Annotated in this window: 14 protein-coding genes; 13 read left to right on the plus strand and 1 reads right to left on the minus strand. The window is 64.0% G+C overall.

Going from position 1 to position 13,119, the window contains the following annotated elements; all coding sequences use genetic code 11:
- A partial coding sequence (locus ACAX61_RS17370) for a hypothetical protein (protein ID WP_370715957.1) occupies positions 1-1,510 on the plus strand: 1,510 nt, incomplete at its 5' end.
- Between the two features lie 178 nt (positions 1,511-1,688).
- Here the strand turns inward: ACAX61_RS17370 and ACAX61_RS17375 are convergent.
- Positions 1,689-1,907, minus strand: coding sequence for a hypothetical protein (locus ACAX61_RS17375; RefSeq protein ID WP_069338469.1), 219 nt, complete (start codon positions 1,905-1,907; stop codon positions 1,689-1,691).
- Between the two features lie 588 nt (positions 1,908-2,495).
- Here ACAX61_RS17375 and ACAX61_RS17380 point away from each other — a divergent pair.
- The 12 genes from ACAX61_RS17380 to ACAX61_RS17435 all read left to right on the plus strand — a co-directional run bounded on the left by ACAX61_RS17380 (position 2,496) and on the right by ACAX61_RS17435 (position 12,990).
- Positions 2,496-2,738 (plus strand): hypothetical protein, encoded by a 243-nt coding sequence (locus ACAX61_RS17380; RefSeq protein ID WP_163000184.1) that lies wholly within the window; start codon positions 2,496-2,498, stop codon positions 2,736-2,738.
- Positions 2,731-5,235, plus strand: a complete 2,505-nt coding sequence (locus ACAX61_RS17385; RefSeq protein ID WP_099231128.1) for a type IV secretion system DNA-binding domain-containing protein — start codon at positions 2,731-2,733, stop codon at positions 5,233-5,235. Before ACAX61_RS17380 ends, ACAX61_RS17385 begins: the two co-directional genes overlap by 8 nt.
- A gap of 3 nt (positions 5,236-5,238) precedes the next feature.
- The gene (mobF, locus tag ACAX61_RS17390; protein ID WP_069338472.1) at positions 5,239-8,310 is read left to right on the plus strand and encodes a MobF family relaxase; all 3,072 of its coding nucleotides are present in this window, start codon (positions 5,239-5,241) and stop codon (positions 8,308-8,310) included.
- Positions 8,310-8,771, plus strand: a complete 462-nt coding sequence (locus tag ACAX61_RS17395; RefSeq protein WP_125988441.1) for a hypothetical protein — start codon at positions 8,310-8,312, stop codon at positions 8,769-8,771. The genes mobF and ACAX61_RS17395 overlap by 1 nt, the downstream gene beginning before the upstream one ends.
- The gene (locus ACAX61_RS17400; protein ID WP_069338474.1) at positions 8,768-9,016 is read left to right on the plus strand and encodes a hypothetical protein; all 249 of its coding nucleotides are present in this window, start codon (positions 8,768-8,770) and stop codon (positions 9,014-9,016) included. The genes ACAX61_RS17395 and ACAX61_RS17400 overlap by 4 nt, the downstream gene beginning before the upstream one ends.
- On the plus strand, positions 9,006-9,809 hold the full coding sequence (locus ACAX61_RS17405; protein ID WP_099231126.1) for a type IV secretion system DNA-binding domain-containing protein: 804 nt from the start codon (positions 9,006-9,008) through the stop codon (positions 9,807-9,809). Before ACAX61_RS17400 ends, ACAX61_RS17405 begins: the two co-directional genes overlap by 11 nt.
- The gene (locus tag ACAX61_RS17410) at positions 9,806-10,015 is read left to right on the plus strand and encodes a hypothetical protein (RefSeq protein WP_069338476.1); all 210 of its coding nucleotides are present in this window, start codon (positions 9,806-9,808) and stop codon (positions 10,013-10,015) included. The genes ACAX61_RS17405 and ACAX61_RS17410 overlap by 4 nt, the downstream gene beginning before the upstream one ends.
- Positions 9,978-10,373 (plus strand): hypothetical protein, encoded by a 396-nt coding sequence (locus ACAX61_RS17415; protein WP_139150105.1) that lies wholly within the window; start codon positions 9,978-9,980, stop codon positions 10,371-10,373. The genes ACAX61_RS17410 and ACAX61_RS17415 overlap by 38 nt, the downstream gene beginning before the upstream one ends.
- Positions 10,366-11,190 (plus strand): CsgG/HfaB family protein, encoded by an 825-nt coding sequence (locus ACAX61_RS17420; RefSeq protein WP_069338478.1) that lies wholly within the window; start codon positions 10,366-10,368, stop codon positions 11,188-11,190. The genes ACAX61_RS17415 and ACAX61_RS17420 overlap by 8 nt, the downstream gene beginning before the upstream one ends.
- A gap of 50 nt (positions 11,191-11,240) precedes the next feature.
- A complete protein-coding gene (locus tag ACAX61_RS17425; RefSeq protein WP_069338479.1) occupies positions 11,241-11,753 on the plus strand; it encodes a hypothetical protein in 513 nt (170 codons plus the stop codon).
- 83 nt (positions 11,754-11,836) lie between these two features.
- A complete protein-coding gene (locus tag ACAX61_RS17430; protein WP_069338480.1) occupies positions 11,837-12,469 on the plus strand; it encodes a hypothetical protein in 633 nt (210 codons plus the stop codon).
- Entirely contained in the window at positions 12,469-12,990 is a 522-nt protein-coding gene (locus tag ACAX61_RS17435) for an SGNH/GDSL hydrolase family protein (protein WP_069338481.1), read from the plus strand. The genes ACAX61_RS17430 and ACAX61_RS17435 overlap by 1 nt, the downstream gene beginning before the upstream one ends.
- Positions 12,991-13,119: the final 129 nt, after the last annotated feature.

Consider the following 13,119-nt stretch of genomic DNA (forward strand, 5'->3'; position numbering starts at 1 on the left):
CGCGCTGTGCGCGTCCGCACCGGCGCTACGCTCGCTCGGCCGCGCCGACAACACGCGCCATCGGGCATGGCACACCGCCACCCGGTCCGGCTCGCTGGCGGGCGCGGCGATGCCGTCGCATCGCCTGCGCACCCGCTGCGCCTCGCGCGGTCCCGGGACGGCCTCCATGACAGCCGATCGGCACGGCTCGCTCGCGTCACGGCGATCCCTGCGGATCGCGCGTTCGCTACGCCTCGCCGGTGCCGATCGCACCGCGCACAACAGCCGCGCCGGCTCGCTCGCATCGCGGCCACGCCTGCGCGTGTCGCGCTCGCTCCGCATCGACCGGCGCGGCACCCATCGGGCATGGCGCACCGCCGCCCGGTCCGGCTCGCTGGCGGGCGCGGCGATGCCGTCGCATCGCCTGCGCACCCGCTGCGCCTCGCTCGGTCCCGGGACGCCCTCCATGACCGTCGCCCGGCACGGCTCGCTCGCGTCACGGCGATCCCTGCGGATCGCCCGTTCGCTACGCCTCGCCGGTGCCGATCGCACCGCGCACCACAGCCGCGCCGGCTCGCTCGCATCGCGGCCACACTTGCGCGTGTCGCGCTCGCTCCGCATCGAGCGGCGCGGCACCCATCGGGCATGGCACACCGCCGCCCGGTCCGGCTCGCTGGCGGGCGCGGCGATGCCGTCGCATCGCCTGCGCACCCGCTGCGCCTCGCGCGGTCCCGGGACGCCCTCCATGACAGCCGACCGGCACGGCTCGCTCGCGTCACGGCGACCCCTGCGGGTCGCCCGTTCGCTACGCCTCGCCAGTGCCGATCGCACCGCGCACCACCAACGCACCCGATGCCGGGATGCCGGGTCGATCACGGTCCTTCGGACCGACAATCCTGAACCGACCAGCGCGACCCTGACGGGTCGAAGAGCAGGGGGATCGGGAATGCGGTTTCAATCGGGAGACAAGCCCATGTCGATCACATTCTCGCTCGCAGTCCAGCAGCGCGCCGTCGCCAAACCGGCCATCATCACCGCTCGCCAGCTCGCCGCGTTCCGCGCCTTCGCTCGCGAGCGTGGTGAACTCATCGAGGACGACGATGATGACCCGCTTGTCAGCGCCAGTTTCGAGGCCCGCGTATGTCCATGGTCGCTCGCATCGATCTGCGCCCTGTTCGATCATGACGAAGCCGTCATAGCCGTGGTCGAGGAAGCGCAGTTTCGCGGCCTTACCATCCGGTTCTGGCGCGACGATGCGACCCGCTCCATCCGCATGTGCGTCGGTTCCTCACCCGACGGCGCAGCCGAAATCGATCTCTCCAACCAGAACGGTTACGCCGTTCTCGAGGCGATGGGTCTTGGCACCGAAGCGTGCGGCGACATTCCCCTCGACGATCTGCGCGCGCGGCTCGGAAAACCCGACATCCGCAAAGCCATGACCGACAATGGCCTGCACAGCTATCTCGATCGTCTCGACAGGATTGCCGCGACCTCCACGGTCGCCGACGATGTACGCATGGTCTGGGGTTAGCCTCCCTCCACGGTCCCTGCGTCGGGGGTGCCGGACATTCGTCCGGTGCCCCTTTTTTCTGCCTGCATGGCACAAGATCCGTGACAATCTTTGCCTCTGCAAAATGGGGGAGGGCCTGACGGCCGCTCCCCCATCATTTTGCCTGTCGGGCTTGAGGCCCGACACAGCGCCGACCGACTTACGCGGTCAGGCGCTTGAGCGTCTCTGTCGCCCCGAGTTTTCGGATCGCTTCGAGGATGCCGGTAAACTGCGCGCTGTCGGCCTTCATCAACCCCGACTTCTCGACCTCTTTCAGCCGGTCGCTTCGCTCCCGTTCGGCAAGCTGCTTGCGTCGCTCGCTCAACCGCTGTTCCTCCGCCTCAAGCTGCTTGCGTTCCTGCTCGATACTCCGTGCCATGGGACATGCCTTTTCTGATCGTGTGACCAGCCTCCACGACACAGGATGCCAGCGTGCCGACGACGACACAATAGCACGCAGCATCATCTCCATATGGAGCCACCATCTCGCTCGCTGATCCGGTCTTGACCGGACCAGCATAAGGGCGACGGACACTGGCCTATGGCCAGGTCCGTCGTGGGGCGGAATTGCTCCGCGAAACCCCGTCCCGACGATCCCGAGGATGATTGCCTGCGGCGCTTCCCTGCCGGAATCGGAGCCAACGATCGGACAACATCCCCTGATGCCCCGACAACCACCGATAGTCCCTAGAGATTTGCACACCCTATGCGGCAGGCCGCAGGTTAAGACATTGAAATATCGACCGTTTGCATACGCTTGCCTGTTTGCATGTGCAAACGCCTCACGACACCCACGCTAACTACTTGTCTTTGCACGATAAGTTCTGTTTGCAATTTAGCTACACGTTATTGCTGGAAACCCCCTGCAAATCGCGGTATCTAAGAGGCTCGGAAGCCCCACCATCCACTTGACCGTGGGTGGTACATGTCTAAGTCAACCATAGCTTTTCGGCTTTTGCCGAGTGAGTTGGCGGCACTGGATCAGATCGCTGCAAAGCGAGGCTGTTCCCGGTCCGAAGCCGCTCGCTACGCTCTCATGTTCGGCATCAGATTTGCCGAGGCGGACCATAGCTTCAATATCACCCGCGCCGTGCTCGTCCTCGAGTACATGCAAGCGGCGATCGACGTCATCATTACGCGCGATCACGGTGACGTCGTCCCACAGCTCTTAGCAGCCGCAAAGCAACGCCTGGAGACCTTCCATGCGTAGCAACGACATCCGCTTCAACGGCCAGGCCGCGACCGTCAAACATCACTCCGCACGCGGACGGATCACCCGAAATTCGGGCAACTTCACGCGCGGATCACAGCTGCTCGCCAGCCAGTACAAGATGACGTGGGCCGGCATCCAGGTGCCCATCTGGATCTGGCTCGGAACCTTCATCGTCCTCTTCAACATTTTCGTCTGGCTGGGGCTTGCCGAACATGAGTTCCAGCTGGACCTCATGAAGCTCTATTCCGCCGTCTGGACATGGGTCGGCGCGGACAAGTTCCACCTCATCAACCTGACCCTTCCCAGCGGCATCGTCACCAAGGTTCCGATCGGTTACGTCCCCTACGAACCCCATGTCGTTCACGCATGGGCGAAGACCGTCAAAATCTTCCTGACCACGCTGGTCATGTCCGTCTTCATTGCCGCGCCGCTCATCATGTGGTTCATCATGTGGGCCAACAAGCGCGGGCGCGACATGCTCCAGGAGCGCCACAATCGCGGCGCGATGCTCGTCGAGAACGATGTTCTCCTCAATGCCGTGCGCGCCCACAACGCCAAAAACTTCCGCAAGGAATGCGCCGAGCACGACCCGCCATTCGATCCCGCACGCGTCGCCAAGGCGCCGGTCATCGATCGCGTAGACCAGGGCATCCATGTGCCCTACCGCATCGCCGGCATCCCCTATCCATGGAGGCTCGAACAGAGCCATACGATGCTCATCGGCACCACCGGCACCGGCAAGACGACGCAGTTGCGCAGTCACGTCTCGCAGATCCGTGCGCGCGGCCACCGCGCCGTCATCTTCGACCTTACCGGCGCCTTCGTCGAAAGCTTCTACGATCCCGAAACCGACGTCATCCTCAACCCCATGGACGAGCGCTGCGCACCGTGGACGCTGTTCGATGAATGCCGCAACTATGCTGATTTCGTGTCGGCCGCCGCCGCGCTCATTCCCTCCCATCCCGAGGACAAGGAACCCTTCTGGCAGAACGCCGCGCGCATGCTCTTCATCGAGATGTGCCTGAAGCTTCAGGAAGATGGCGAAGGCAACAACGCCGCCATCGCCCACCACCTGATGCAGGCCGACCTCAAGAAGATCCACGCCAAGCTCGAAGATACCGTCGCTGCCCCGCTGACGACCGAAAAGGCGGCGCGGATGGCAGAGTCCATCCGCTCCGTCCTCAACGTCAACGGACAGGCGCTTCGCTTCATGCCGGACCCGGTCAAGGGCGGGCCTCCGGCCTTCTCGATCCGCGACTGGATCGCGACCGACAATCGCGACGGGTCGATCATGTTCATCACCGGCTCGTACAACGATCTGGAGATGACCCGCGGGCTCTTCACGCTGTGGATCGACCTCGCCGTCAACAACCTCATGCGCCTGCCCAAGACACGCGATCTGCGGACCTGGTATCTCTTCGACGAGGTCCACGCGCTCCATGCGCTACCGGGCATCGAACATGGCCTCCAGTCCGCCCGCAATTTCGGCGGTGCATTCGTCCTTGGCATCCACTCGTTCGACAAGCTGGTCGCCACCTATGGGCTCCAGAACGCGACCGCGCTGACGGGCCTTGCGCGCACCAAGCTGATCCTCGCCACCGCCGACCGCACGACCGCCGAAAAATGCTCCGAGTTCATCGGCAATCGCGAAGTGCGCCAGATGGATGAAGCCTACAGCTACGGCTATAACAATACCCGCGATGCCTCGACGCTGACGCCGCGCACCGCGATCGAACCGCTCGTCCTGCCCGACGACATCAACAATCTCCCCTCGCTGCACGGCTTCGTCAAATTCCCCGACGGCTTTCCCGCCTCGCGGATCGAACTGAAGATACGCTCCTATCCCGAGATCGCCCCAGGCGCCGTTCCCCGGAAGGACTTCAAGCCGACCGAATACGTCTCGCCGCAGGACCGGCGACGCCGGAACGAAAGCGCGGATGAGGGGGGTGAAGGTGGGCGTGAGCATACGCCCACGCGGCCCGTGGGAGGCGTGGAAGAGCGCGAGGAAGAAGAGCAACAGAAGACGCAGTCTGAAGCTGGTCATGCCCGGAGCGAAGCGGAGAAGGCGGCAGCGGCGATGGAGGTGATCGCCGCACCGCCGGTCGTGGTGGATCAGATCCAGATCGCACAAGCGAACAAAGCAGCCGGCGGAACAGAACCCGGGCAGTCGGCTGATGGCAGGACGGCGTCCAATGCCGAGACCGCGCGCGGAACCCACGGCCAGCTCAACCTCGATGCGAAACTGACTGGCATGGGGATGTCACTCATCGATAACCGCACAGCTGCGCAGGGTGCCGAACAGACACGATCGAACCCCGACATGCACAGTCATGAAGGTCCGTCGAACCGTTCCGATGGCGACCGGCATGAGGACCAGTCGACGCGCGAACTGCGCGACGGGTTCGCGACCGATCGCACCGAGGACCATCATCATCGTCATCACGGGCATGACCGCTCGCCCGAGATCGACGATGACATGGACCCGGAAATGTAACCGATGCTCTCGGTCGCTTCCGTCAAATCGGCCTCGGGCGCGGCGAACTATTTCGCCAAGGACGACTATTACACTGCCGAGCATGCCTCCGAGGCGACCGCGTGGGGCGGGGAGGGGGCGGCAGCGCTCGGTCTGTCGGGCGAGGTCACCAAGGAGGACTTCGAGAAGATCCTCAACGGCGAAATGCCCGACGGGGAAAAGGTCGGGCAGGTCCAGAACCGCCAGTCCGGTGTAGACCTGACTTTCTCGATGCCCAAGTCGGCCAGCGTCATGGCCTATGTCGCCGGCGACGCCCGCGTTCTCGCCGCGCATATGAACGCCGTTCGTGCGACCATGGGATGGGTCGAGAAGACCTTTGCCGAAGGGCGGACCTACGAGCATTCCAGGCATGGCGACGCTGTGCGAACCGGCAATCTCGTCTATGCCATGTTCCAGCACGACACGAGCCGTGCGCTCGATCCGCAGGGACATATCCACGTCCTCGTCGCGAACATGACGAAGATGGCAAACGGGGCCTGGCAGGCGCTGCACAATGGCCAGCTGTGGAAGAACAACACCACCATCGGCGCGGCCTATCATGCCCAGTTCCGCGCCGAGCTGGCAAAGATTGGCTATGAAACCAGCATCACCGGCAAGCACGGCCAGTTCGAGATCAATGGCGTGCCCAAAGCCGTCATCGAAGCCTTTAGTCAGCGCCGCACCGAGATAGCGGCCAAGGCGGCTGAACTGGGGATCACCAATCCCAAGGCAATCGACCGGATCACGACCAATACCCGCGACGCAAAATTGAATGTCGAGGACCGCGATGCCTTGCGCGCGGAATGGCGTGATCGGGCAACCGCGCTCGGGTTCGACGGAAAGGCGCTGGTCGATGCCGCCCGGGATCGTGCCGGTCTTGACAGGCCGGATACCCGGCTCGGCACGATGGAACGGGTCGGTGCGGTGATCGAGACTATTCGCGAGACACTCGGAGAGATGTTCCGCCCCGGCGATCCGCTCGTATCCAGAGGTATCGAGCGGCTACGTCTTTCGCCCGTCGAGATTCGCGCTCAGCATGCTGTTGCATCCGCGATCCGTATCCACGCCCAGCGTGAAGCGGCGTTCGAAGTATCCGCCGTCGCCCGAACTGCGCTCGATCTCGGTCTCAAGGGCGTCACCGCCAGTCATATCGATGCCCGCGTCTCCGAACTGATCCGTAATGAGCAGCTGATCCCCGGCAAGTCGGACCGGATCGATGATTTCGTGACCCATGTCACGACGCCCGAGGCGCTGGCGACCGAGCGCGGTATCCTTGCCGAGATCGAGCGCGGGAAAGGCGAGGGGCGCGTGATCGTCCCTGCCGATGTGGTGATCGACCGCATCAATGCCGCCTCGGGCGACAAACAGCTTAACGAGGGGCAGATGGCCGCCGCCACCATGGCGCTCATCTCGCGCGATCGGATCGTTGCCGTGCAGGGCGTGTCGGGCGCGGGCAAGTCGACGATGCTTGCGAGCGTCGCGCGCAATGTCGAGCAGGAAGGCGGCAAGGTCGTCGGCCTGGCGCTCATGAAAGCCACCGCCGACCGGCTCGGCGCCGAAACCGGCATCGAGAGTCGCACCGTCTCCTCCTTCGTCCACAGCTATGCGCGCCATGCGCTCGCAGGGAAGGGCGCAGGCTATGACGGCGCGCGTGACGCGCTCGCCGGCACGACGATCATCCTCGACGAAGCCTCGATGGTCGGCTCCGAACAGATGAAGCACCTCGTCGGCATCGCCAATGCGCTCGGCGTCGATCGCTTCCTGATGATCGGCGACCGCCAGCAGATTACCGCGGTCGATGCCGGCAAGGCCTTCGCGATCGCACAGGCCGGCGGGATCACGCTGGCGCGGATGGACGAAAACCTGCGCCAGCGCACCGACCAGCTGCGCACGGTCGCTGCGCTCACCAACCTCGGTCAGGTGCGCGAGGCGATGGCGGTGCTCGGCGACAAGGTCACGGCCAACCCCGAGCATGTGAAGGCGGCCGCAGAGCATTGGCTGGGCCTTACGCCCGAACAGCGCGAGACGACGGCCATGTTCTCGTCGGGCCGGGTCGCGCGCGCCGAACTCAATGTGCGCATCCAAGACGGGCTTGCCGCCGAAGGGGCGATCAAGGGCGAGGGCGTCGCGATCGGCGTCCTCGACAAGATCAACATTACCCGCGAGGAACTGCGCTACGCTCACAGCTACAAGCCCGGCCAGGTGCTGGACATCCCGAAAGCCGTCAGGGACCTCGGCCTTGGACCGGGCACCTACGATGTCATCGGCGTCGACCACAAGGGACGCGTCCAGGTGCGGATCGGCTCGCGTGTGCGCAGCTTCGACCCGCAGCGCATATCGCCCCTCGACAAAAGCGATGCGATGCAGCTCGCGCAACGCGAGCAGATCCGGCTGCACGAAGGCGACAAGATCCGCTGGACGAAAAACGATCGCGATCGTGGCCTCAACAACAACGATATCGCCCGCGTCATCTCGGCCGACAAGGCGGGCATCCGCGTCGAGGCGAGCGACGGCACGATCCACGATCTCAAGGCAGGCGATCCGATGATGGAGCGGATCAGCCTTGCCTATGCGCTCAACATGCACGCGGCGCAGGGCATCACGACCGACACCGCGATCGCGGTGATGAGCCACAAGGAATCCAACCTTTCCAACCAGCGCCTGTTCAACGTGACCGTGACCCGCGTCCGCGACGATATCCAGCTGTTCACCGACGATCGCGAAAAGCTGACACAGGCCATCGAGCGCAACGAAGGCAACAAGACATCGGCGCTCGAGACCGTGGGCGAACTTTCGGTCGATCCGGCGCGGGGCGTCGCCGGCGCGCAACCCGCAGCAACGTCGAACGAGCCGTTCAACCCCTCGCTTCCGCCGGACCTCGATCGCGCTCCGGAAAAGCTTGGGAGCAATGCCGAAGTAGCCAACAAGGACAACTCTCTCGGTAAAATCGATATCCGCACCGACCCCTCACTCGACCTTACCAAACATAGGGTAATCGTAGAGCCCAAAGCGCCGGAACTTCCCTTCCCTGAAAAAGACATCGGACTGGAACTGTGATGGCGCTCATGCTCATTTCTGTCCTTGCCCTTGTCGCCCTCGGAATGTGGTGGATCGGTCTGTCTGCCCGCTATCAGGCCCCGCAGCCGCCCGTATATGTGTCCAAAGCCGCTCCCGCACCTCGGATACAGCGACGCGCTTCCAAGGCACCCCGCGCGCGTTCAGCAGGGCAGGTCGGCAACCATCCTTCGGTAAAGTCGGTCTCTTCGCGGGCCATCACGATCGAGATGCCTCTCCCTCGACGGGAACCCGGCCCCTTCGAGACCGACCTCGACCTGCCTCGATGCCACCATCTTCCGCTCGCGTTCGACACCGGCCTGTCGTCGCTCAATCCCTACACCGGCCTCGACGACGATCCCTTCGGCGATCCCGAAATCGAGCGCCTTCTCGAACGCTATCTGCCGCAGCAGCGCAGCCGGTTTCACGACGCCGCCCCCCACCGAAAGGAGTCAAGACCATGACCGCCGCCCCGCTATCCTTCGAACAGGTCATCGCCAGCAAACACTGGCATCCCTGCAACCTCGACACCAACACCATGACCCAGTGCATCCAGCAGGCGAAGCATGAGGACGCTCTCGACTGGGGCGGCGAAACCCTGGCGATGGCCGCGATCTTCGGCCTTACCTACGCCGTCCTCATGCCGCTCGGCCGCTTCCTTCGCTCAAGAGCGATGCAAGAGAGGGGAGGCGGGGTCCATGCGCGCTGATTACCCGCTCTCCTTCCAGAGAGAATGCGAACCCGCGCGCCCGCTGTTGACGATCGCGACCGTCCAGACCGCTTCGGCCGACCGGCTTCGCACGGTCCGAAACGGCACGGGCGACCGCCTCGCCATCCTGGGCGATGGCGACGCGTTCACCGCGCTTGCCGACCAGACCCGCGATGTCCTGATCGATCCGGCGCTCGGCAACTGGGACTTTTTTGCCGATCATCCGAGCGACTATGCCAGATCCTCCGCGATCGAAGCGTTCCTGCCGGTCGAAAACGTGCGCGGCACAGCCTTCACCTATGCCGCGCGCTACGTCCTGCTGCGCGCAATCACCCATATCGGCAATGAGCCGGCAGAGACGCTCTCAGGGGTCCGCCGCCTAATCCATGCGCTGCCCGCCAGCGCGATCGCCGAGGTCGCAGGTCACGATCCGTCGTGTCCGCAGGCACTGCGCTGGGGGGAGACCGTGCGCGCAACCGTGATGACCGGCATTGCCGGCATCGCAGACCGCACGCCAGGCATCGCTCCCGTGTCGATCGCCCGGTGGCTGGCCGGGCCTTCGACCGTCATTCTCTTCGTGCGTCGCGATCCCGGGCGTCCCGCTTACGAAATCAGCGCGATCGAGGTGGCGCTACGCGACCATGCAATGCTGTCGGGATTTTCGACGCATCGCAGCGACGACGAAGCGCGGTCAACTGACTGCCGCCCCGATCATGCGCGGAACCCCGCACATCGTCACGCCCCGACCGGCTCCGCGCGCCGGCGAGGCGATCAGTCAGGAGCATCGACATGAGCAACTGGGAATTTGAGGAAATGGGCGAGTTCGGCTCGGACGCCGACGCCGACCGCTGGGCGAAGCGCAACAACCTCGCCCCGCAGGATGTCCGCATCCGCCGCAAGGGGGATGGGGTGGAGCTCGAGGTCCGGCGCTCGGCCCTCGGCGATGGCGATACCCGCCACGATGACCGTCGCGACGGCCGACGCAACGGCTTCTTCTGACAATCGGCCAGAACTGGAGAACAGCATCATGAAACTGAAAATTATCGCCGCGCTGAGCCTTGCCGCTCTCTCGGCCGCCATGCCCGCAGCGGCGAGCGCGCAATCGGCAACGCCCATCCTCGTCGCCATGTCGGCCTATGTCGGAGAGCGGGCTGGAGACGACGCTGCGACGCAGATTGCGGCGAAGAAGGCACATTATGCCAGGCATCGCCATCATAAGGGCAAGTGCAAGGATTGCGCCGACTGCCCCGATTGCAAGGATTGCGACGAAGCGGCCAGGAAAGTCGTGACGCAGGAAGAGCGCGCGGGGATCTGCGATCCCTTGGCCCACGCCAAAAAGGATAAGGCCGGTGCTTGAGCGCGTCTGCCTGTTCGCCGTGACGGCCGCGCTTGCGGCCGTCACACCTTCCATCGCCTTCGCGCAAAAGCTTGGCCAGGGCGGGACGGGCGTCGACGAGACGACGCAACTGCCCCAATGCCCGGTGCCGCTCGGCGTCGCAGCGCTCGTAGAAACGAAAGCTGCGGACCCCGCCGACGCCCTTTCCCCGCAATTGCAGGCACTGATGCGTATGGCGGAAATGCAGAATGGCGGATCGACCGCCCGCGTCGATGCCCTTCCTCTGGTCAAGCTCATGATCGCACGTTCGAACTGCTTCCGCGTAGCCGATCGCGGGGAGGCTTTCAGCGCGCTCGAGCGGGAGCGGGCGATCGCCGGCGCGACCGCTGCCACCCGGCCCGTTACCAAAGCTGATTATCTGATCGAGGTGAAGGTGGTCTATTCCGATGCCAAGTCCCGCGAGTCCGGTGGCGGCATCGGGGGTGTCTTCGGCGGTGCGGTCGGCCTAAAATCCAAGACGCTCGAAAGCCAGGTCCTCATGACCCTGGTCGACGTCAACACCGGCATCCAGGAGGCGGTCGCCAGTGGCTCGGCGCGCAAGAAAGACGTCGGTGTGATCGGTGGGGGTGTCCTGCTCGGGCTTGGTGTAGGCGCTCTGGGCGGCAGCTATGCCTCGACCGACATCGGCAAGATCACCACGCTTGCGACCCTCGATGCCTTCAGAAAGCTCATCGGGGACGCACGGCCGCGCCTTGAGCCAAGGCTCGTGCCTGCGACGCCGCCTGCTGCCGCACCGTCCACGCCGACGACGCAGCCGCTTCCCTCCAGACCGCAATGACCGGGAAATGCGATGATCGCTAAGAAATCGATCCAGACGGTTCAGACGTCATGAACATGATGGCCGGCTTCGGGCTTACACCCTGTCCCTACTGCCATCGTGCGATGATGCCGTGGGAGCCCGGTCACCGCATCCACCGTTGCGAGACATGCCGGCGACCGCTGGTGCTTTTCCGGCTGCTTTTCCAGAGCCGGACGTGGAGGATCGCGCCGCTTGCGGCCGTAATTCACGCCGGTGCCGCACTCGCACTCATACTGGGGGTGGGCACGGCCATCCTGCTCGATGCACCGCCGGCATGGCTGGTGTTCGCGGTCGCGCTGCCGATCGCCGCCCTCGGGGCGATCGACATAGCCGATGGCTGGCTTGCCTGTCGCACGGGCATCGGACGGCTGTTCCTGAAAATCAGGCGCGGACGTGCTGCACGAACAATCGGCATGCTACGCATTGTCTTCGGTCTCGCTGGATGCGCGGTTGCCGTGATCGGCATCATGCTGTTCGGTGAAATACACGGCGCGCCATTAGGCTCGGCTCCGCCTCCCGACGTTCAAACCACAAGACCATGAACCCTGAGCGGCCTCCCGCGCCCACGTCGCCGTCCCCGGATGCCTCAGCAGTTCCGGTTCGGATCACTGGCCTTTTTTCGTCGATGTTAGCGCTGATCCCGTCGCTGGCGATCGTCTGTGGCGCGTTCCTCTACTTTGCGGGCTACAGTTACATCGACACCTACCTGCGATCGTTCGGGCTCACGTTCGGAGCGACGACAATGTCGACGGGTGAGGTCATGGGCCAGGGTTACACCGTCGTACTGTATCTCACTATCACACACTTTTTCGACTGGCTGTGGCGGGTGATGGTGTCGTCGCTCCTCATTTGGTCAGTTATCGCTGTTGCCCTTGGGGCACTCGTCTACGGCAAACGGAAAGGTTCGAACTCATCAGAGCTCATTCTGGAAATCCTGCACGCCGTCGCCAACCGCGTCGTCAATCTTCCTAATTACATTATCGCTGGGGGCATAGTCGTTGTCGTAGCCGTCAGCTCAGGACCGGCCGGGGTCGAAGCCGCCAAGTTCGAGCGCGAAGCGACGATTGCGAAGGTTCAGAAGGGCTGCTGCGCCTTCTATCAATCCGGCAATATTCGGGTTCGTGGCTATCCCATTGCAGAGACTTCCGACCGGATCGCGATTTATACCAATCACGGCGTACACGTTTTGCCAGCTGAGGGACTGCACATTCTGGAGAAGCCCCCGTCCAAAACCCTCCCCGGGCAGCAAGTTCGCTGATGATACTGTTTTGCCTCATCCTGGGTGACAGCACCGCGATCGGCACCGCATCCGCGCTGGCGGCCCAGGGTATCCGCTGCGAGGTCCATGCCCGCGTCGGTGCGCCGTCGGCCGAGATAGCCCGCATGCCCCGGTCGCGATCGCCAGCACCGCTCGCTCTGATTGCGCTCGGATCGAACGACCCTGAAAACCCAGCGCTCGCCCGCAATCTCACGACACTGCGCAGCCGCACGACGGCGTTTCGCGTGACATGGCTGGCGCCCTACCATGCACGCGCTTCCCGCATCGTTGCAGCAGTTGCCCGCAGCTTTGGCGATACCGTCATCCAGTTGAGCGCGGTGCCGACCGCCGATGGCGTCCATCCCGCCAGCTATCGTCCGATCGCGGCCGCGCTGGATTGGAAAAGTCTGTCTGAAAATTGGCACCATGTTGCCATTGGTTCCGCGCGACCGCCTGCGCCAGGGACAACGAGACCGACCCCGGTGCCAGATAGACGAGCCACGGTCCTCGTCATGGAATGACTGCCCGGCGGGCATGAGCATTCGCGCAGATCGTCGCAGCCGCGCAGCGCCGTAATGATCGGTTTACTTGTAAAAAGCATATTCAAAGGGTGGAGAGGTCGTTGCGACCGCTCAGCCTTTTTGAAGAAA

The organism is Sphingomonas sp. IW22 (genome assembly GCF_041321155.1).
Classification (GTDB): Bacteria; Pseudomonadota; Alphaproteobacteria; order Sphingomonadales; family Sphingomonadaceae; genus Sphingomonas.

What these genes read in the sequence shown, in the direction of transcription:
- ACAX61_RS17375 (WP_069338469.1), bottom strand. Translation starts at nt 1,907, where the DNA reads ATGGCACGGAGTATCGAGCAGGAACGCAAGCAGCTTGAGGCGGAGGAA.
- ACAX61_RS17385 (WP_099231128.1), top strand. Translation starts at nt 2,731, where the DNA reads ATGCGTAGCAACGACATCCGCTTCAACGGCCAGGCCGCGACCGTCAAA.
- mobF (WP_069338472.1), top strand. Translation starts at nt 5,239, where the DNA reads ATGCTCTCGGTCGCTTCCGTCAAATCGGCCTCGGGCGCGGCGAACTAT.
- ACAX61_RS17395 (WP_125988441.1), top strand. Translation starts at nt 8,310, where the DNA reads ATGGCGCTCATGCTCATTTCTGTCCTTGCCCTTGTCGCCCTCGGAATG.
- ACAX61_RS17400 (WP_069338474.1), top strand. Translation starts at nt 8,768, where the DNA reads ATGACCGCCGCCCCGCTATCCTTCGAACAGGTCATCGCCAGCAAACAC.
- ACAX61_RS17405 (WP_099231126.1), top strand. Translation starts at nt 9,006, where the DNA reads ATGCGCGCTGATTACCCGCTCTCCTTCCAGAGAGAATGCGAACCCGCG.
- ACAX61_RS17410 (WP_069338476.1), top strand. Translation starts at nt 9,806, where the DNA reads ATGAGCAACTGGGAATTTGAGGAAATGGGCGAGTTCGGCTCGGACGCC.
- ACAX61_RS17415 (WP_139150105.1), top strand. Translation starts at nt 9,978, where the DNA reads ATGACCGTCGCGACGGCCGACGCAACGGCTTCTTCTGACAATCGGCCA.
- ACAX61_RS17425 (WP_069338479.1), top strand. Translation starts at nt 11,241, where the DNA reads ATGAACATGATGGCCGGCTTCGGGCTTACACCCTGTCCCTACTGCCAT.
- ACAX61_RS17430 (WP_069338480.1), top strand. Translation starts at nt 11,837, where the DNA reads ATGTTAGCGCTGATCCCGTCGCTGGCGATCGTCTGTGGCGCGTTCCTC.
- ACAX61_RS17435 (WP_069338481.1), top strand. Translation starts at nt 12,469, where the DNA reads ATGATACTGTTTTGCCTCATCCTGGGTGACAGCACCGCGATCGGCACC.